Annotated in this window: 16 protein-coding genes; 6 read left to right on the top strand and 10 right to left on the bottom strand. The window is 64.0% G+C overall.

Going from position 1 to position 19987, the window contains the following annotated elements; genetic code table 11:
• A partial coding sequence (locus WA702_RS09480; protein ID WP_425110258.1) for a hypothetical protein occupies nt 1-227 on the top strand: 227 nt, incomplete at its 5' end.
• Nucleotides 228-407: 180 nt separating this feature from the next.
• On the opposite strand, the gene WA702_RS09475 is transcribed toward WA702_RS09480, so the two are convergent.
• Nucleotides 408-1418 carry a fumarylacetoacetate hydrolase family protein gene (locus WA702_RS09475; protein ID WP_425110257.1) on the bottom strand — a complete coding sequence of 337 codons (1011 nt, stop codon included), beginning with the start codon at nt 1416-1418 and terminating at the stop codon, nt 408-410.
• A 241-nt stretch (nt 1419-1659) separates the two neighbouring features.
• Here WA702_RS09475 and WA702_RS09470 point away from each other — a divergent pair, with 241 nt between their 5' ends.
• A complete protein-coding gene (locus WA702_RS09470) occupies nt 1660-2193 on the top strand; it encodes a DUF1003 domain-containing protein (protein ID WP_425110256.1) in 534 nt (177 codons plus the stop codon).
• A gap of 82 nt (nt 2194-2275) precedes the next feature.
• Here WA702_RS09470 and WA702_RS09465 read toward each other — a convergent pair whose 3' ends face one another.
• Genes WA702_RS09465 through WA702_RS09455 form a run of 3 tightly spaced genes read right to left on the bottom strand, consistent with a single transcriptional unit; the run spans nt 2276 to nt 6971 of the window.
• On the bottom strand, nt 2276-4252 hold the full coding sequence (locus WA702_RS09465) for a glycosyltransferase (protein WP_425110255.1): 1977 nt from the start codon (nt 4250-4252) through the stop codon (nt 2276-2278).
• Entirely contained in the window at nt 4252-5436 is a 1185-nt protein-coding gene (locus WA702_RS09460; protein WP_425110260.1) for a hypothetical protein, read from the bottom strand. The genes WA702_RS09465 and WA702_RS09460 overlap by 1 nt, the downstream gene beginning before the upstream one ends.
• A gap of 35 nt (nt 5437-5471) precedes the next feature.
• On the bottom strand, nt 5472-6971 hold the full coding sequence (locus WA702_RS09455; protein WP_425110254.1) for an HlyD family efflux transporter periplasmic adaptor subunit: 1500 nt from the start codon (nt 6969-6971) through the stop codon (nt 5472-5474).
• Nucleotides 6972-7332: 361 nt separating this feature from the next.
• Here WA702_RS09455 and WA702_RS09450 point away from each other — a divergent pair, with 361 nt between their 5' ends.
• The gene (locus WA702_RS09450; protein WP_425110253.1) at nt 7333-8979 is read left to right on the top strand and encodes a tetratricopeptide repeat protein; all 1647 of its coding nucleotides are present in this window, start codon (nt 7333-7335) and stop codon (nt 8977-8979) included.
• 59 nt (nt 8980-9038) lie between these two features.
• Here WA702_RS09450 and WA702_RS09445 read toward each other — a convergent pair whose 3' ends face one another.
• From WA702_RS09445 to WA702_RS09425, 5 genes are all read right to left on the bottom strand, one after another.
• Nucleotides 9039-9401 carry a hypothetical protein gene (locus WA702_RS09445; RefSeq protein WP_425110252.1) on the bottom strand — a complete coding sequence of 121 codons (363 nt, stop codon included), beginning with the start codon at nt 9399-9401 and terminating at the stop codon, nt 9039-9041.
• 226 nt (nt 9402-9627) lie between these two features.
• Entirely contained in the window at nt 9628-11166 is a 1539-nt protein-coding gene (locus WA702_RS09440) for a porin (RefSeq protein ID WP_425110251.1), read from the bottom strand.
• A gap of 595 nt (nt 11167-11761) precedes the next feature.
• Nucleotides 11762-12076 carry a DUF3551 domain-containing protein gene (locus WA702_RS09435; protein WP_425110250.1) on the bottom strand — a complete coding sequence of 105 codons (315 nt, stop codon included), beginning with the start codon at nt 12074-12076 and terminating at the stop codon, nt 11762-11764.
• A 162-nt stretch (nt 12077-12238) separates the two neighbouring features.
• Nucleotides 12239-12928, bottom strand: a complete 690-nt coding sequence (locus WA702_RS09430) for an RlmE family RNA methyltransferase (protein ID WP_425110249.1) — start codon at nt 12926-12928, stop codon at nt 12239-12241.
• Between the two features lie 224 nt (nt 12929-13152).
• On the bottom strand, nt 13153-14232 hold the full coding sequence (locus tag WA702_RS09425; RefSeq protein ID WP_425110248.1) for a Ppx/GppA phosphatase family protein: 1080 nt from the start codon (nt 14230-14232) through the stop codon (nt 13153-13155).
• Between the two features lie 203 nt (nt 14233-14435).
• Here WA702_RS09425 and WA702_RS09420 point away from each other — a divergent pair, with 203 nt between their 5' ends.
• Nucleotides 14436-16811, top strand: a complete 2376-nt coding sequence (locus tag WA702_RS09420; RefSeq protein ID WP_425110247.1) for a xanthine dehydrogenase family protein molybdopterin-binding subunit — start codon at nt 14436-14438, stop codon at nt 16809-16811.
• 239 nt (nt 16812-17050) lie between these two features.
• Here WA702_RS09420 and WA702_RS09415 read toward each other — a convergent pair whose 3' ends face one another.
• Nucleotides 17051-17866: a hypothetical protein gene (locus WA702_RS09415; RefSeq protein WP_425110246.1), complete on the bottom strand. Its 816-nt coding sequence runs from the start codon at nt 17864-17866 to the stop codon at nt 17051-17053.
• Nucleotides 17867-17959: 93 nt separating this feature from the next.
• On the opposite strand from WA702_RS09415, the gene WA702_RS09410 reads away from it, so the two are divergent.
• Both WA702_RS09410 and WA702_RS09405 read left to right on the top strand, forming a co-directional pair.
• The gene (locus tag WA702_RS09410) at nt 17960-18493 is read left to right on the top strand and encodes a YaiI/YqxD family protein (protein WP_425110259.1); all 534 of its coding nucleotides are present in this window, start codon (nt 17960-17962) and stop codon (nt 18491-18493) included.
• A 4-nt stretch (nt 18494-18497) separates the two neighbouring features.
• Nucleotides 18498-19987 (top strand): ABC-F family ATP-binding cassette domain-containing protein (locus WA702_RS09405; RefSeq protein ID WP_425110245.1); only part of this gene is annotated, 1490 nt, incomplete at its 3' end.

The following is a 19987-nucleotide window of genomic DNA, read 5'->3' as shown; positions in this document are numbered from 1 at the left end:
GCGTCGCCGAGGATGTCGCGACCAGACAATGGTTTTGCGAAAGGTTGATGGAGAAATACGGCAAGCCGGACTCGATGCGGCCTAAAAACTTCTTCCCGAGACTTGACGTGATCACCGTCTATGTGATGGAGGTCGAGCGGATGACTGGCAAGGAGCGCCAGCTACCCGAGCTGTCCGAGCAATGGCCGGCGAAGGACCAAACCAAAACACCGCATGCGCGGCCTTAACAGCACAAGCAGACGTACAACGTGCTCATGCCGCCATCGACGATGAACCAGATGCCATGGTGAAAGCGGTTTGCGCGAGAGCCAGCGCAGAGAAAGCCGCGGGCCACTTGATTGCTTCCTCTCGTCCGACCCGCGTGCTTTCCGGCGGATCGGACTGTTGGTCAGGAGGAGTTGGCTGAGCTAAGCGAGGTCGAACTTCAGCGTCCCAAGCTTCTCGATGCGGCTTGTGATCCGGTCGCCGGCCTTGAGCCAGACCTGCTTGTCCTTCGGCATGCCGACGATCACGCCAGACGGCGTGCCGGTGAAGATGATATCGCCCGGCTGGAGCGCAAACAGCCGCGACGTGTAGGAAATCACCTTCTGCGGATTGAAGATGAATTTGGCCGTGTTGGACGATTGCCGCGGCTTCTCTTCGTCATTGACGAAGGTCTCGATGGTGAGATTGTTCGGATCGACCTGATCGGCCGAGACGAAGTAGGGTCCGATCGGCGCGAAGCCATCCAGGGTCTTGCCGACCATCCATTGCCCGCCGGTCTCGAGCTGCAGGTCGCGCGCGGAGAAATCATGGCCGATCGCATAGCCGGCGACGTAGTCGAGGGCCTCGGCCTCGGAGACGTTGCGGGCAGTCTTGCCGATCACGATCAACAGTTCGGTTTCGTAGTCGAATTTGTATGACACCTCACGCGGCGGCAGCTTGATCGTGCAGTGGTGGGCGGCCAGCGTATTGTTGTACTTATTGAAGAGGATCGGCTCCTTCGGCAGCTTCTCGCCCGCCTCCTCCGCATGTGCCTTGTAGTTCAGCCCGACGCAGACGATCTTGCCCGGATTAGTGAACAGGCGCCCGAACTTGAGCGACGCCTCGTCCTTAAGGAACTCCTGCTTGTCCTTCGCCGCCGAGATCAGCTGCTCGAGCGACGCGGCATTGCCCGACGTCAGAAGCCTGTCCAGGGCCAACGGTGCATCGATCTTCAGTGCCTTGCCCGCCTGTGCGACGTCGAGAATGCCGTTCGGAAGCTTGACGCCGAGCGTCTCGCTGCCATCGGCCTGCTCGATCGACAGCAGGGTCAGTCCGCGGGGCATCTGGTGCGGGCCGGCACTCGGGCTGGCGGCCTGGGCAGTGCTGGCGGTTCCCAGCGTTGCAGCTCCGACACCGGCCGCAGCCGTCTTGATGAAGTCACGTCGCGTCGTCATGTTTCCTCCTGTTCGTCAATTCCGCCGGCCTTACGGACCGTTGTCGGGCAGCATACAGCAGGCCGGTCGTCGCACCACCAGCCTTGCCTCATACCCGCTGGCGGAGCCATGCTGGCCTGTCCGGGCTATCGGACTCGCTGTTCGCAGATAAGAGCGAGTCACTCGCAGCGGCTGCTCATGGCGCGCGCTGCGTACGGACCTCGTCAGTGGAACGGTTCCAGGCACATCTTGTTTTCACCCCATGACCCAAGAACTCGCACCGCCTCCCGTCGCTAGCCCGGGGCTCACCCCCGCCCTGGAACGCAACATTCAGGCGCTGGTCGACCGCCGCAAGCGCGAAGAGAAGGAAGCGACCGCGCAGCAGAAGGTCGCCGATGCGATCACCCGTTTCACAGGGTCAATGGTCTTTGTCTATCTGCACCTGGCCGTGTTCGGATTCTGGATCGTCGCCAACCTGCATCTCGTGCCCGGCGTGCCGGCCTGGGACGAGAGCTTCGTCGTGCTGGCGATGATCGCGTCCGTCGAAGCGATCTTCCTCTCGACCTTCGTGCTGATATCCCAGAACCGAATGGCGGCGGAAGCCGACAAGCGCGCCGATCTCGATCTGCAGATCAGTCTGCTCACCGAGCACGAGCTCACGCAGGTCGTGATGCTCCTGAACGAGATGGCAAAGCGAATGGGGATCGAGCCGGACGCCAAGACGGAGCTGCACGAGGCATCGAAAGACATCGCGCCGGAGCGCGTCCTCGACAAGATCGAGGAAGCGCAGAGGTGATCGACCGTCGGGACGGCTGGCGAGCACACATTCGCGGAGAGATACGAGCTATGCTGAGTAACGCTCGGCTCACCTCTCACCCTTATCGTCCGATGAAGCCGCGACGGACAAGACCGGCGAGTGCGCCGCGCAGCCGGGCGCGATCGGCGATGACTCCGTAGGAGGAACTGAATAGGCGGACAACCAGTTGCCGCCGCTGCGCGAAGCTCGGCTGCAGCCCTGCCAGCAACGCCTGACCCGATCGAGAAACGATCGATGCATCGACCCATCCGAGCCCGTCCAGATGGACCTGAAATGGTTCATCAGATCGATCGATCACCAATTCTGCCGAACAGATCAGGCGCGCGGACGATAGTGACAATGCGGCCACCCGGCATTCACTCACAGCATGGCCCTGTGTCAACCAACCCTGCTCATCCACTGCGAACACATCCTCGCCGCGCGGCAACTCGAAGCAGACCAGAAAGGCGGTGAAGGCGATCAGCATCGCAATGGCGGCCCACAGCAGGTTGAAGAAGTCGATCGCGGAGATCTCGCTCGCCGCATAAGGCGAGATGAAGGCCCAGACGATGCTGGCGGCGGAGCTTGCGGCAATCAGCCCGAAGGTGAGCGCGAGCTTGCCGTGCACGCGCGGCCTCGAGCGGTCGCCACCCTTGTCGGTCACCTTGAAGGGGCGGCCGAACGGCTTGATGCAGGCGCTCAGCAAGGTCGCCGTGACCGCGAAGCAGGTAATGGCATGGGTCGCCGCCATGAACAAAGGCAATGTCCGCGAACGCGAGATCCAGCCCATATAGACGATCAGGCCGAGCAGCGCCGGGACGCCGTAGCGCAGGAACGACAGGTAATTGGCTTCGAATGCCGGCAGGCCGCCGAGCCAGTAGATCGGCGGCGCGATCAGCAGCAGCACCATGAACGGCTTGCACAGCCAGTTCAGCACGCCATGCAGCAGATGCCAGCGCTGGGTGAAGCTGTAGCCGCGCCCCAGAAGCGGGCCGTCGCGAAGCAAGGCGACCTGGATGGTCCCGAGGCACCAGCGCGTTCGCTGCGTGATGTATTCCGGCACGCCTTCCGCCGAGAGGCCAAAGCTGAGCGGCTCGTTGAGCCAGACCGTGCGGTGGCCACGCCTCAGCATGGTGTAGCTGAGATTGAGATCCTCGGAGATTGCCGCATGCGGAAAGCCGCCGATCTGCTCGAGCCGGTCGCGGCGAACGATGAAGGAGGTGCCGACACAGAACGCGCAGCCCCAGGCGTCCTTGGCCGGCTGGAAGACGTCGAAGAAGAAGCGCTGGTCGTCGACCCAGCTCTGCGCCGCCAGCAGATTATGCTGGATCGGATCGGCGTTGTAGTAGAATTGCGGCGTCTGCACGATGGCGATGTCGGGCTCGGAGAGCAGCAGTCCGACGGTGCGCTTGAGGAAATCGCCGCGCGGCGCGAAATCCGCATCCAGCACCAGAATGATCGGTGCGTTGGAGCGCCGCGCGGTCGCGGCCAGCGCATTGTTCAGGTTGCCGGCCTTGGCGCCCTTGTTGTCCGGCCGCGTCAGATGCCGCGCGCCGACCCGTTCGCAGTAGTCGCGCAGCCAGTCGCGCCTGGTGTCGTCGAGCACCCAGACTGTGCAATTGGGATAGTCCAGCGCCAGCGCGCCAAGGATCGCGCGCTCGACCACCTCCAGCGGCTCGTCATAGGTACAGATGAAGACGTCGACCGCGGGATAGATGTTTTCTTCAGCAGCTGCGCGCTGGGCGAGGTCCGCCTGCCCGCTCCGGTCGATGCTGCGGACCAGGATGATGATCGACATCAGCGTGTAGAGCAGCGCAATGAATTCAAACGCGATGAACAGCCGCGACCATAGCGCCTGCGCGCTGAGCTCGAAGGCAGGCAAGGTGTCGTTCCACCGCCACAGCGCATAGATGATCAGGAACGCGGCCGCGGTCGCACCGAACAGCAGACGATCGCGGCTGCGCGACGGATCCAGCAGCCGCGCCATCACCAGAAGGCCGATCAGGATGCCAATGTCGATGGTGAGCACCGACGCCTCGCTGCTTGCGGTCGGAAACATCAGGGCACCTTTTCGCCGGTGAAGGGATTCCAGCCGGTCTCCGCCAGCACGGCCCAGGCGGTCGCGCCGAGATGCGGCCGTTTGTAGTAGAAGAAGTCGGGCGTGGTGGCGGTCCCGGTCGGATCGATCGACAATCCGGTCGTGACCCGCGCCGTGCGGGTCGCATTGAGGAGGCCAAGCTCGGTTCGGTCGGCCCTCAAGCCGGCCAGTAGACGCGTATAGGCCGCGGCATCGCCCACCATCCGATAGGCCAGTGCCGCCTGTGCCGTGCCCTCGACCCACACGCCGTCGCGGTCGCCGTTGAAGTCGAAGCCGCCGTCGACCGCCAGATGCGCTTGCGCGAAGCCGAGCGCCTTGCGCCATTCTGCGGGGGCATCAGTCGACGCCATCCACGGCCACAGCTGCACGTCGAGCGCCAGCAAGCCATCGTCGGCCGGGCTGCCGTCCGGCTTGGTGCCGAGCAGGAAGTGGTCGCCGCGGAAGCTGCGATCGAGCAGCCGGCGCGCCCGCTTTGCGGCCTCGTCGTATTTTGACTCGTGTGTCAGGCGGAACAGCCAGCGCGCCGCAGCCCAGACATCGACATTGTGCTCGCTCGACATCCAGGTCAGCCGGACCTGCTGCGGATCATAGCCGTGGAAGCCGCCGCAAAAGCCGTCGTCACAGGCGGTGTTTGCGATCACCCAATCGATCAGGCGCTTCGCGCTTGCCAGATCCTGCGGATCCTGCGTCGCCTGATGCAGCGTCAGCAGCGCGAGCGCGGCCCAGGCCACGTTGCCGGTCGAGCTGCCGTCCTGCGCCGGATCTTCCGCCCAGAGCCGGTTGCGCTGATCCCACCAGCCGGGCAACAGCGGCGGTCCCTCGCCCACCGGGCCGGCGCGGTAAGCGTTGCGGATGCGGCCATCCCCGAAGCTGCGGTCATGCAGCGCCGCGCTGACGAGCGCATTGCCGATCGGCCTGGCGTTCGCCACATCGCCGCAGGCGACAAGCGCGATCACGACCAGCGCGTTGTCATAGGTGAAGGCGGTGGTCGCAAGCCCCATCGGCAGCATTGCCTCGTCCGCCCCCGGCTCGTAGCTCCGGATGAAGACCGCGCCATTGCCGCGCACGTGCGTCGCCACCGCCTGCTGCAGGCCGCTGCAGAAGCTGGTGCCGGCCTCGGCGTTTGCGGATGAGCGGGGGATCATGAGCACGAACGACAAAGCGAGGATGATCGCGCGCATCATTGCGAAGTTGCCGCCGCTCGCGTCAGCCACTGCTCGCGGGGCTGCGGCGGCTGTTCCGGCGCCGGCGCGCGCAGCGCGGATTTGAGTTTTCTGACGCCCTGGTGATAAGTTTCGGACCCGGCGGCCGACGCCCGGTCGTACCCCGTCCACGCGGCCATCAGATTGCCGAGATGACGCCAGGTCACCGACATCGACGGCACGATGCCGTTGTCGCGCGTGACCGTCACCCACTGGCCGACCGTGCAGGCCGGCGTGGCGACGGAGCCATCGTCGACCGCATTGTGAACGTCGAGCCCGTCAGGCGCGATGATCACATAAAGCTCGCGGCGTTCGGTTTGCGGAAACGGCACGGCGAAACGTTCGTCGACCTTGTCGCTGGTTTTCGGCAGCACCGCGCTGACGACGCCGTGATGCAGCGAGCCGCCGGAGATGCGAACGCGCGTGCCGGGCTTCATGCTCTCACCCTGCCGATAGGAGAAAATTGCGACCACGAAACGCTTGTCGCAGTCGACGACGGAGGCAATGGTATCACCGGCACTGACGTGGCGCCCGATCTCGGCGCCGACGGTCAACACCTTGCCCTGCCCCGCAGAGACGACATCGGCGGCCGCAAGGGTCGCCAGCCGCTGCCGCTCGGCGTCGATCAGATGCTGCAGATCGGCCAGCAGGGACGTCTGCTGCTTCTCCTCGATCTCCATCCGCCGCGCATCCAGATCGATATCCCGGCGCTTCTGCGCCAGGGTATTGAGCGCAACCAGATCGTCGCCGACATAGATGCCGTTGTTCAAGGCGCTGAGCTGGCTCGTCTTCTGGCTGAGCTTGGCGTTCTCTGCATCGGTCGCATGCAGGGCAGCGGAATATTGCTGCTCCGTCGGTTTCAGCATCTCGATGCTGGCGGTGTCGCGGGCCACCATCCTGTTCTGCCGATCGACCAGTGCCTTCTTCTCGCCGCTCATCGCATTGGACTGGGCAACCCGGGCCCGCAACTCGTCGATCTGCGACTGCAACTGCGCCCTGAGCTGCGCGACCTGGCTACTGATCTCCTGATCGAGCGAGGCGACATAGCTGCGATCCGACTGCCGGTTGGCCCGAGTGGCATCGAGCTTCTCACGCGCATCCGACGCCCGTTCCTCCAGCGAGATCAGCGTGGTGCGATCGAGCCGTGGATTCGTCACCTGGGCCAGGCGGTCTCCAGAATGCACATTGAGGCCCGGACTGGCATTCAGCGCGCCAATCTCGCCGCCGATCGGTGCTGTCAAAAGTGTGACAGGCGCGTCGACCACGGCGCGGTCCGACTGGTCAGCCACGATCGGTGGAATCACCGCCGTCACCATCAGCGCCGACAGGATCCCGGCGACCCCGACCGCCGACACCCGCAAGATCACGGGATGCCGGCCGCGATGCTCCTCGCCTGCTAGCGCGGCTCGTCTGATGTTCTGGGTTTGGCTCGGAGGAATGCCGGCGGCGAGCGGACGGTCGTCGAATCTATCGGCCATCGGGCCTCTCTTTCGGTTGGAGTCACACTCCGAAAGAGCGCTTCCTCAATGCCTACCCGAGTTCCTAAGCCCCGGCTCTTGTCTGTCACGAACAAGAGACGACGCCTTTTGTTTCATTTCTCGTTGCGCGCGGATGCTGAAAAATGTAGCTGGGATCATGCGTGCCCTTTCATTCACATTGCTGGAATTTAAGCCATCAGGGCTTGCGCCTTATGCACCTTGGTGACTCACTGCGCCGTTGCCGTGATTCTGGACAGCTTGCTATGGGACACGCTGCTCGCGGTTCTGCCTCCTGCGCCCGCCTGCAGCATTCAGGTCAGCAACGGGGACCATCGAAGCCGAAGCTGGGGATATCAGCCTGATGAATACCGCGCCTGCCGCAAGCTCCGCTCTTGCCGGGACTGACATCGCCGAATTGCTGAAGACCGCGGACCAGGCGTGCGCCCAAGGTCGGCATGACATCGCGATCGCGGCGCTCGAGGCCGCTCGCGGGCTCGCCGAGGCCAATCCGGAGCAGCAGGGTTCGGAGGTCGAGCGCGCGCGGCTGCACGCCGCGGTGGCGAACGCATTGATGGCCGTCGGCCAAGCCGCGACGGCCGCGGAGCACTACAAGGCGGCCCTGCGGCTCGCGCCGCATCTGACCGGCTGCTGGTGCAATCTGGGCGTCGCTCATCTGCAACAAGGCAAGGCCGCCGAAGCCATCGACTATCTCCTCCAGGCAATCTCCCGCGATCCCGCTCATTGGGCGTCGCGCACCAATCTCGTGAAGGCGCTCATCGCGACCAAGCAATATCTTGTTGCCAAGCAGTTGCTGATCGAGCTCGCCGGGGAGCGGCCACATGATGGCCGCTTGCAGCACGATCTCGGGACCGTCAGCTATGAGCTGCAGCAGACCGAACTTGCGATCGAGTATTTCAACAAGGCCTACGAGCTCGATCCGACCAATGCCGAGCCGCTTTACTGGATCGGCGGCATCTACCAGTCAGAGGGCAACATCAGCGCGGCGCAAGCGGCCTACGTCAAGGCTGCGGCGATCCGCCCGATTATCCATCGCCCGGCGGTCAAGGAGCCCGCAGACTTCAAGGTCCTCGCGCTCTACGCTCCCTTTGCCGGCAATACGCCTGCTGGATATCTGTTCAAGAATGTCGATTACGACACCGACACCCTTGCCCTGCTGCCGTCGACCGATATCGCCGTGGTTCTTCCCGCCACTTACAGCGTCGTCGTGAACCTGATTTCCGATGCCGATCAATCTGCAGAGGTGCTGCCGGTTGCAACCGAGTTGGCCGAGCGGCCCGGAGCACCCATCGTCAATCATCCCGCGCAGGTGGCTCGCACGACGCGTGACGCCACCTACGAAATGTTGGCCGGCATTCCGGCATGCAGGATCCCGAAGACCTTCCGTCTTGTGGCGGACCAGCAGCGCACCGCCCTCGGCTTCGATCTCGCATTTCCGCTGTTGGTGAGGCCGGCCGGCACCCACGGCGGCGATCACTTCGAGAAGGTCGAGGATGTCGCGGCGCTCGACGCCGAGCTTGCCGCGCAGCCGGACGGCGATCACTATCTGATCGAGTATATCGACTACCGCTCGGCCGACGGCTATTTCCGCAAGTACCGGTTCATCTTCGTTGCCGGAGAGATCTTTCCGTACCATCTTGCGGTCGGACGCGACTGGAAACTGCATCGTGACAGTGCCGACATGCGAGATCTGAGCTGGGTTCGGGACGAGGAACGGTCATTCCTGGAGCATCCGGACCGCTTTTTCGACAAGCATCACATGGAGGCATTGAGAATGATCGCGGCGCGCATCGGCCTCGAATATTTTGGCGTCGACTGCGGGCTGAACAGCTCCGGCGATCTCGTCCTGTTCGAGGTGAATGCGTCCATGCTGGTTCATGGCGAGGACGGTGAGCTCGCCTACAAGGATCCCTTCATCCGCAAGATCAAGACCGCATTCAACGCAATGCTGGCGCGGTTGGCGGGGCATCCCGGCGCGAGCAGCTGTTAGCGCGCTTTCAAGCGAGATAGAGGCCGGTTCGCGTTAGGAACGCGTCAAAACAAAAGGCTCTATCCGCAATTCCAGACCAGTCCGACCGGGGTCCGTGTCCAGCACGGACCGAGGCTGCCGCCATTATAGTGGCCGCGGAAGAATCCGGGACGGCCGAAATAGTGCCACTCGCCGTCATCGTAGTTCAGATATTCCGGCGTCGGATCGATGTACCAATGCCGTCGCGACGCATAGCGCCGGCCGCGCGGAGCACCGTTCACGCCGAACACCGGCACGGTGTTGTTCGGCGGCTGATGGTAGCCCGGCAGGAAGCCGTAGCCGTGCCATTTCTGCGGTGGCCGCTTGTGAGCGGGCGCCGCCAGCGCGAGCGCCGGCACCAGCGCGGCGAGAACGGCGATCGAGGCAAGCGAAATGCGTGTCATCGACACAGGATAGCCGGTGCGCCGCGCGATTGCGACGGAAATCGAACGCCCGCCGCCGGTTGCACGCGGTGTGGCGAGTTGTGTTCAATCCGCGGTTAACGAGCCCCTGCCCGCTTAGGCGCTGGCGTAACAGCGCGAAACAGATCGGCCGCAAAAAAGCACAAACCTCCGGCGGGGCATCGCCGGAGATCCGTGGAGCATGCTGGAGGTTTAACTTGTTACAGCATCACCAATTACGCTGAGCACGCAGCAGCATGCTCACCGTATCCTGGTCCTTGAACTGGTAGACCGCCGCCGGCTTGGCAACGCCCGAGATCGCCGGCGCAGTGGCAGAGCCACTGAACTTCTGGTCAAGATGCGTGTAGGTGACTTCGCCCGAGAAGGTCAGGTTCTTGACCGGTGTCCACCGCGTGATCGTGCCAATCTGGCTGATGTTGAAGTCCGGATTGCAGGTCGAGCCCGCGGTCAGGAGATGCGTAGCGGCAATGCCGGCGCAGACCAGCGTCGAACCGGTGCTGCCATAGTTGACTGCGGCGTAAGCGCCGTAGACAGCCGAGTTCCAGTACGGATTCCAGTTGTGGGTGTAGGCGCCACGCATGCCCCAAGTCTTGACCGTCGAGAGGCCCGTTCCCGGTGCAAACACCGCATCCGAGACACCGGCAAAGCCGATGCTCTGGTACGCGGAGTCCGAACCGCCATACATCGCATAGTTGGTGTTGGCCAAGCTCTGGAAGTTATAGCGGCTGGCGCCGTCGGTATAGACGCCCTGGACGTTGATGACGTCCCCGGCTCCGGTCGGGATGTTCTTGATCGACAGCGAGAGCTGTCCGGCCCAGCCCCACTTGTCTTCAGGGTGTCCGGTGATCTCGGTCGCACCATAATAGGCCGCGTGGTTGTCATGCGCCGCGAACGACGCCTGGAACAGGCCCCAGGCCTGGTCGACACGAATGTTGCCGATGATGTCGGGAGATACCGTACCGCCGAGCGCGTTCACGCCATAGTTGCCGCCCAGTACGCCGCTGGACGAGATGCCGGAGGTGTTCCAGATTGCGGTGGTGAAGAACTGCGACTGATCCTCGGCCGAGATCGAGGCCGAGATGCCCTGGCCGAAATCGGCGGTATAGGTGAACTGGTTGACGCCGTTGTTGCTGCCGCTGCCGCCGACCAGGCCGTCGAAATTGTTGCCCGGATAGTTGGTCCAGGGAGCGTCGAACGACGACACCGCCTTGCCCATGGTGAAGCCGGCGAACTGGATGAAGGCATAGTACACGCCGAGCGAACCGCCCGAGATGCCATCGGTGCTGAGACCGTTGACGGAAGTCAGGCCGGACGAGTTCGCCGCACCCGTCGAATACTGGGTGCCGCCGTTGCCGATGCCGTTATAGGAACCCGAGGTCCAGGTGAACACCAGGTCGGCATAGGTACGGACGACGCCGTATTCGGTCGCGGTCCGGGTGTCGATGTTGAAGTCTTCGCGCGAGCGCATCTGATAGGTGTTGCTCAGGCGATTTTGTGCACCGGCCACACCATTGTAGGCGCCGCCATAGTTGCTGTTGGTCCAGAGCGCGGTCTCGGCGCGCAGATAGCCGCCGAGCTTGATGCAGGTGTCCGTGCCGGGAATGTAATAGAAGCCGGCGCCGTACAGAGAACAGACCCTGACATATTCGACCGCCTTGGCCTTCAAGGGAAGATCGGCTGCTTGCGCCCCCGCCGTAGCGAATATCACTGCTCCTGTGCCCAGAAGCAGTCCCCGAATCGACTTCATTTGCAGAATTCTCCAAGTTATCGGACGGCTCACGCGACCCCTGCGCGCCCGCCTTTGCGAACACACCACCGCCTGCACTCACGAACCGCCCTCTGCGAATTCGTTCGTACACACACGACATGCATCAGATGGTTTATCGCATGATAACTATCATGCAAACTCGCAAGCCGGTTACGAGTGACACATTGCCGTTCAACAAATTGCGAACTCAGGGCGGAAGCGTGTCGGAAATCGCAACGCTGAATGGAGAGAAACTATCAGTAGCGATTGATGCGGGTTGTTCCGGGCGTGACGTACTGTTCATTACGTCGTATCCACGCGATTCATCTCGACGACGAGTGACTTCTTCGTGTCGAATAATTCATCGCAACCCTGATATGCAGGCAGTTTCGTGCTCAGATGTCGTCAACTAACACGGAAACAGGCGGAGCTAATTAGCTGATATAATCAGGTAACTAAATAACCTGACTGATAACTACGCGTCGCGCGCTACGCGGATCGGCCACACGATGAAAAGCGCGCCGTGACGCCGCAATCGCCCGTGACACCACGGTCCCCGGCGCTTCAATCATTCATTGGTGCGGATTGCGAAATCTCAGCCGGCGCGCCGATGATGTCCGTGGAAGCGCGGCACGCCCGGCGCGGTGACAAAATACGGGTTGATGCTGCACATCGCCGAACGCCCCGATGCCGAGGCGCGGCATTGTGGCAGCGAGTCGTAGCTGCAATCGATCCATTCGCCGCCAAAGGGTCCGCTGTAGACCGTCATGCATACTGGATAGCGCAGATCGTATCTTTGCGCTTGGGCGGGGCCAGACAACATCACAAGCGACACGGCGGCGAGCGACAGCACGCCGCTGGTGAGCACGCCCGCAGATAGACGACGACGATCGACAGGACGCTCTGACATCAAGCTGCTCCGCAATACTCCGGCGTTGCACATAAGATCTGTGGTCGCGAAACACCAGCCTGTGAGGGCGCGGCACCATTGATGAAAACGCGGGTCTCGGACCGATGAGATCGTATCGGGTCGATGCAACGTGAAAGGCAGCGAGATTACGACATCTCGACGCTATTCGCCGTCGACCTCGGCACGGCCCCGGTACCCCATCGCCAGCACGTAACGCTCGGATGAATCCTGCCGGCTCGCGGCCGGCTTGACGTGACGAACGCTGGCGAAGTCGCGCTTCAACTGCGCGAGCATCTCGGCGTCGGCGCCACTCTGGAAGGTCTTGGCCAGGAACGCGCCGCCGGGCTTCAGGACCTCACCGGCGAAATGCACCGCGAGCTCGACCAGGCCGACGATGCGGAGCTGGTCGGTCTTGCGATGGCCGGTGGTGTTGGCGGCCATATCCGACAGCACGACATCGGCGCGGCTGCCCAGCATCGCCATCAGTCGGTCCGGCGCGTCGTTGGCATGGAAGTCGAGCTGGGCAAAGGTGACGCCGGGGATTTCGCCCATCTCCAGCAGGTCGATGGCGATCACACGCCCGCGGTCCGCGCCGACGCGCCGCGCCGCGATCTGGCTCCAGCCACCGGGCGCCGCGCCCAGATCGACCACGGTCATGCCGGGCTTGAGCAGACGGTGCTTGTCGTCGATCTCGAGCAGCTTGTAGGCCGCGCGCGAGCGATAGCCGTCGCGCTTGGCCTGCGCCACATAGGGATCGTTGAGCTGCCGCTCCAGCCAGAGCTTCGAGGAGTGCTTGCGCTTGCCGCCGGTCTTGACCTGCACATGCATGCGGCCGGTGGTGTCTTTGGCCATGGTGGTCTCTTGTCGCCCTATGAGACGCCTAACTTCGTGATCATTCCGAGCACTGGCCGCTCGACAGGTTGCCACCCTCCCCTGGAGGGGGAGGGTCGGCTCGCACGAGCGCAGCGAAATGTGAGACGGGGTGGGGTGAACCGCGAAACCGCCGTTGAGATTCACCCCACCCCGATCGCTTCGCGATCGACCCTCCCCTCCAGGGGAGGGTGAAGATCCATTCGCTACGCCGTCCGCAGCGCGCCGTCCTCGCGCATCATCTCGACCAGCATGCCCTCGCGCAGACCCCGGTCGGCGACCCGCAGGCGCGGCAGAGGAAAGGCCTGCCGGATCGCGTCCAGTATGGCGCAGCCCGCCAGCACGAGGTCGGCGCGATCGACGCTGATGCAGTTGTTCTCGGCGCGCTCCCGATAGTTCATGGCGAGAAGTCGCGCGATGGTTTGCGTGATCTCTGGATCATTGATCCAGATCCCGTCGACCCGGCGGCGGTCATAACGGGCCAGATTGAGGTGAATACCGGCCAGCGTCGTCACCGTGCCGGAGGTGCCGAGCAGGTGCATGCCGTCGAGGTCGCCACCATGCTCGGCCGCGAACGGCGCCACGTGCTCCGTCACCGCCTCGATCATCTGGGCATAGATCTGCGGCGTCACGTCTCGGCCGCCGAAACGTTCGGCCAGGGTCACCACGCCAAGCGGGATCGACATCCACGCCTTGATCCGCGGCTCGGCGTCCTTCTCGGCCGGATCACGCTCGATCCGGACCAACTCGCTGGAGCCGCCGCCGATATCGAACAGAATGGCGCCGCGGCCCCCGGGATCGAGCAGCGGCGCGCAGCCCTTGACCGCGAGCGCCGCCTCGGTCTTGCGATCGATCACCTCGAGCCGGATGCCGGCCTCGGCCGCCACCCGATCGCGGAAGATTTCGGCGTTGGAGGCCGCGCGACAGGCCTCGGTCGCGATCAGCCGCAGCCGCCGCGCCTTGCGCGATTCGATCTTGTCCCGGCAGATCGAAAGCGCCGCAATGGCGCGGGTCATGGCTGCCTCGCTGATGCAGCCGGTGGTGGAGATGCCTTCGCCCAGCCGGACGATGCGGGAAAACGAATCGACCACGCGAAAACTATCGCCCGAGGGACAGGCGATCAGGAGCCGGCAATTGTTGGTGCCGAGGTCCAGCGCCGCGTAGACATTGCCGCCACTCTCATTGGCGGCACAGCCTGTCGCGACGGGATCCGGACCCGGCTGCAGCCGGGGCTCCATGTTCCCGCGCGGCTCGAGATCCTCCCGGAGCCGCGTATCATTGATCATTCAAATGGTCTTTCCGCTGGGCCATCCGGCCCCCGCTAGGAATGTGTCTTTGATGAAACATTAGCAGTGCCAAGCGCCTATGCAACAGCCCCGCCGTCAAGGGTTACGGACATGCCCAATCGGGCGTTGTCGGGAGGCGGGGGGTGGATTATCTGGAACAGAGCGCGATTTCGCCGCTAATCCCCCTTTCAGGGCCTTGTTCCATGCAAGATTACACCTCCCCGGCCTCCCTTGAAAACGCCATGGCGCTGCAGAAATACGGTGTCGGGCAGCCGGTCCGCCGCAAAGAGGACGACACGCTGGTCCGCGGCCAGGGCAAATATACCGACGATTTCAACCTGCCCGACCAGGCCCATGCCTGGATCGTCCGCTCCAGCCATGCCCACGGCATCATCAAGGGCATCGACACCGCGGCCGCCCGGGCGATGCCCGGCGTGCTTGGGATCTGGACCGGCACCGACCTCGCCGCATCCGGCTACGGACCCTTCACCTGCGGCCTGCCGCTGAAGAATCGGGACGGATCGCCGGTATTGCAGACCAACCGGCCGGCGCTGGTGACCGACAAGGTGCGCTATGTCGGCGATCCCGTCGCCTTCGTGGTCGCAGAGACCGCCAATCAGGCGCGCGACGCCGCCGAGGCGGTTGAAGTCGACATTGAGCCCCTGCCCGCTGTCACCAATGCCGAGGAAGCTGCCCAGCCGGGCGCGCCACTGCTCTACGACCATATCCCGAACAATGTGGCGCTGGATTACCATTTCGGCGACACCGCCAAGATCGAGGCGGCCTTCGCCAGCGCCGCCCATGTGACCAAGCTCGACATCGTCAACACCCGCGTCGCCGTGGTGTCGATGGAGCCGCGCGTCGCACTGGCCTCCTTCGACAAGGCGAGCGAGCGCTTCACCATCCAGGTGCCGACCCAGGGCGTCGCCGGCAACAAGGCGACGCTGGCGAAATTGTTGAACGTGAAGCCGGACAAGGTGCGCATCCTCACCGCCAATGTCGGCGGCTCGTTCGGGATGAAGAACATCAGCTATCCCGAATATATCTGCATCCTGCATGCAGCGCGGGCACTTGGGCGGCCGGTGAAATGGCGCGACGAGCGCTCGACCAGCTTCCTGTCCGACAGCCAGGGCCGCGACCAAATCATTCACGGCAGGCTGGCGCTCGATCCCGACGGCAAGTTCCTCGCGGTGCATCTCACGGGCTACGGCAATCTCGGCGCCTATATCAGCGGCGTCTCGCCGAGCCCGTTGTCGCTCAACACCGGCAAGAACCTCGCCAGCGTCTATCGCACGCCGCTACTCGGCGTCGACATCAAGACGGTGCTGACCAACATGACTCTGATGGGCGCCTATCGCGGCGCCGGCCGGCCCGAGGCGAACTATTTCATGGAGCGGCTGATCGACGCCGCTGCCGACGAGATGGGAATCGATCGGCTGACCTTGCGCAAGCGCAACTTCATCAAGTCGAACCAGATGCCGTTCCCGGCCGCCTCCGGCGTCACCTATGATTCCGGCGATTTCGGCGCGGTGTTCCAAAAGGCGCTGGAGATGTCCGACCACGCCAATTTCGCCAAGCGCAAGCGCGAGAGCCGTAAAAACAATAAGCTGCGCGGCATCGCCGTCGGCTCCTATCTCGAGGTCACCGCGCCACCAAGCGGCGAGCTCGGCAAGATCACCTTCGACGCCGATGGTGGTGTGACCTTGACGACGGGCACGCTTGATTACGGCCAGGGCCATGCGACGCCGTTCGCGCAGGTACTCTCGAGCCAGCTCGGCGTACCCTTCGAGAAGATCCGCCTGGAGCAGAACGACTCTGATCTCGTCCGCTTCGGCAATGGCACCGGCGGCTCGCGCTCGATCACCGCGACCGGCCAAGCCATCGTCGAGGCCTCGGCGCTGGTCATCGCCAAGGGCAAGCAGGCGGCCTCGCATCTGCTCGAAGCCTCCGAGGCCGATATCGAGTTCGGCAACGGCCGCTTCACCATCGCCGGCACTGACCGCGCCATCGACATCATGCAACTCGCGCAGCGGATGCGCGAAGGCAAGCTGCCCGATGGCGCGCCGGCCTCGCTCGACGTCGACCACAATAGCGAGACGACCGCATCCGCTTTCCCGAACGGCTGCCATGTCGCCGAGGTCGAGGTCGATCCGGACACCGGCGTGGTGCAGGTGGTCGGCTATACCGGCGTTAATGATTTCGGCACCGTGGTCAATCCGATGATTGTCGCCGGCCAGCTTCACGGCGGCGTCGCGCAGGGCATCGGCCAGGCGCTGATGGAGCATGTGCGCTACGACGAGCACGGCCAGCCGATCACCGGCTCGTTCATGGACTATGCGCTGCCGCGCGCCACCGACATCCCGACCATGGCGGTCGGCGATCACCCGGTGCCGGCCACGACCAACCCGCTGGGCACCAAGGGCTGCGGCGAGGCCGGCTGCGCCGGCTCGCTCTCGACCGTGGTCAATGCTGTCATCGACGCGCTGTCGGACTACGGCGTCAAGCACCTCGATATGCCGTTGACGTCGGAAAAAGTCTGGCGCGCGATCCAGGATGCGAAGGCGAACAAGGCGGCGTGATGCGATTGATGGCGGCGCGGTGGGAATGGGCCGCGTTGCCATCTCACGCTCGATGCCGTCGTTCGCAAGAACCGCCACAAACTCAGCTGTCATCGTCCGCGAAGGCGGACGATCCAGTATTCCAGAGACGGCTGTGATTGACCGAGAAGCCGCGGCGTACTGGATTCCCCGCATGCGCGGGGAATGACGACGTTTTGTGGAGAAGGCCGCGTGCCTCTTTCAGAACGCCGCGCTTCTTATTACGCCGCCGCCTGCTCGCGCGGCTGGTAGATCGCCACGTGATGGCAATGCGCCAGCGGGGTCCTGCCGTTGGCAATCACCAGCGCGTCGAGTTCGACGAAGCGGTGGCCCTTCTTTTCGTAATTGCCAATCACCTTGGCGCGCGCCGTGATCTCGTCGTCCGGCTGCAGCACGGACAGGATCTGCATGCGGCTGCCGACGTGAATCCACGGACCCAGGATCACGTTGTCGACCAGCAGCCGGTTCATCACCTTTTGCAGCAGGCCGGGATGGCCGAGTCCATCGTGCGCGTAGATTGGATCGCTCTCGCGAATATCAGCGCGATAGGCCACACCGGTTGCGCCGGGCCAGGCGCGCGGCGCGGTGCCGAGCCAACTGCCTTCGACAAACGACGAAGCGCCGACCGGCCGACGTTCGGCAATCGGCGCCACATCCCTGAAATCGGCGAGTGCAAACGTGGGCAGCACTGCAGGCAGCGACGCCGAGCCGGTGGCACAGAGCTCGCCACGGCTGATCACCTCGATCGTCAGCACGCCGTCGCTTTCGCTGCCGCCGACCTCGACGGTCTCGCCGTCATAGACGGGTTTCAGGAAGCGCGCATCCATCAGCCCGCGCTCCAGGAAGGCGCGGCCCCACTGCCTGACCGGCAGGTGCATCATATAAGCCATGACGTCGACGCCCGGCACCAACCCGCCGGCGAAGCCGAAGCGGCGCGCCACGGTGTCGTCGTGCATCTTGTTCTCGGACTGCTTGGCCGTGTTGTAGGCCTCCAGCCTATGGGTTTCGAGAACATGGGTTTCGAGCGCGCGCGCCATTGGCATCTCCCGTTCTGTCCTTGTCTTTGCCGTGATGGTAGCCGCCGGTCGTGGGTAGGCAAGATGTTCGTTTGGCTCGCAATTTCGCGCGCGATGGGATACCACCCCCCGGACCCGAAACAGCCGCGGAAGACCGCCGAATTGAACCCGACCCGCATCTATGTCGACGCCGATGCCTGCCCCGTGAAGGACGAGATCTATCGCGTTGCTGCCCGGCATGGCCTGCCGGTCACCGTGGTCGCCGGGAACTTCATCCGGGTGCCCCAGGACCCGCTGATCGAGCGCGTGGCGGCGGGTGGCGGTATGGATGCGGCCGATGACTGGATCGCGGAGCGCGCCGGTCCCGGCGACATCGTCATCACGGCGGACATTCCGCTGGCGGACCGTTGCGTCAAAGCGGGCGCCGAGGTGATCGCGCCGAACGGCAAGCCGTTCACGGAGCAATCGATCGGGATGACCTTGGCGGTGCGCAATCTAATGACCGACCTGCGTTCGTCCGGCGAAATCACCGGCGGTCCGCGTGGTTTCACGCCGCGCGACCGTTCGACATTCCTGTCGGCACTCGATCAGACCATTCGACGTATTCAGCGCCAGCGCGCGGAGCTGTCCGCGCAGAAGCAAAGTTAGAACCATGGCGCCCCCGCTGATTCAACTGAAAGATATCAAGCTGACGTTCGGCGGCACGCCGCTGCTGTCCGGCGTAGAATTGTCGGTCTCACCCGGCGAGCGTGTCTGCCTGATCGGCCGCAACGGCTCCGGCAAGTCGACCCTGCTCAAGATCGCGGCGGGTCTCGTCGAGTCGGATTCCGGCAGCCGCTTCGTGCAGCCCGGCGCCACGGTGCGCTATCTGCCGCAGGAGCCGGACTTCTCCGGCCATGCCACCACGCTGTCCTATGTCGAGGCCGGCCTTGGCCCCGGCGACAACCACTACCAGGCCCGCTACCTGATCGAGCAGCTTGGCCTCACCGGCGAGGAGGACCCTGCGCACGTCTCCGGCGGCGAGGCGCGACGCGCGGCGCTGGCACGGGTGCTGGCGCCCTCGCCCGACATCCTGTTGCTGGACGAGCCGACCAACCATCTCGATCTCACCACCATCGAATGGCTGGAGAACGAACTCGACGGCCGACGCAGCGCGCTGGTGCTGATCAGCCATGACCGCCGCTTCCTCACCAATCTGTCGCGTGCCACCGCCTGGCTCGACCGCGGCCAGATCAAGGAGATCGAGCGCGGCTTCGCCGCCTTCGAATCCTGGCGCGATGAGGTGCTGGCGGAAGAAGAGCGCGAACAGCACAAGCTCGATCGCAAGATCGTCAATGAGGAGCACTGGCTGCGCTACGGCGTCTCCGGCCGGCGCAAGCGCAACGTCAAGCGGCTCGCCAATCTGCACGCGCTGCGACAGCAGCGGCGCGATTATCGCGGCGCGGCGGGTAGCGCCAATCTCGCAGCCAGCGAGGCCGACAAGTCCGGCAAGCTCGTGATCGAGGCCAAGAGCGCGTCGAAGAGCTACGGCGACCGCAAGATCATCGATGATTTCTCGATCCGCATCCAGCGCGGCGACCGTGTCGGCATCGTCGGCCCCAACGGGGCCGGCAAAACCACGCTGGTCAATCTGCTGACCGGCGCCAGCGAGCCGGACAGCGGCAGCGTGCGGCTCGGCGTCAACCTCGAAATGGCGACGCTGGACCAGCACCGCGAAAGCCTCGATCCGAAGTCGACCTTGGCCGAGGCCTTGACCGGCGGCCGCGGCGACCACGTCATGGTCGCCGGCAAGCCGAAGCATGTCGTTGCCTACATGGAGGACTTCCTGTTCGCGCGTGAGCAGATGCGCACGCCACTGGAAGTGCTCTCAGGCGGTGAGCGCGGCCGGCTGATGCTGGCGCGCGCGCTGGCCAAGCCCTCCAACCTCCTGGTGCTGGACGAGCCGACCAACGATCTCGACCTCGATACGCTTGACGTGCTCGAGGACATGCTCGGCGATTACGAAGGCACCGTGATCCTGATCAGCCATGACCGCGACTTCCTCGATCGCGTCGTCACCTCGGTGATCGTGCCCGAAGCCAACGGCAAGTGGGTCGAATATGCCGGCGGCTACAGCGACATGCTGGTGCAGCGCGGCGCCGA

The sequence above is a fragment of the Bradyrhizobium sp. genome (genome assembly GCF_049798375.1).
Taxonomy (GTDB): domain Bacteria; phylum Pseudomonadota; class Alphaproteobacteria; order Rhizobiales; family Xanthobacteraceae; genus Bradyrhizobium.
Note: the sequence above shows the minus strand (reverse complement) of the source record. Positions and strands in the feature narration are given on the sequence as shown.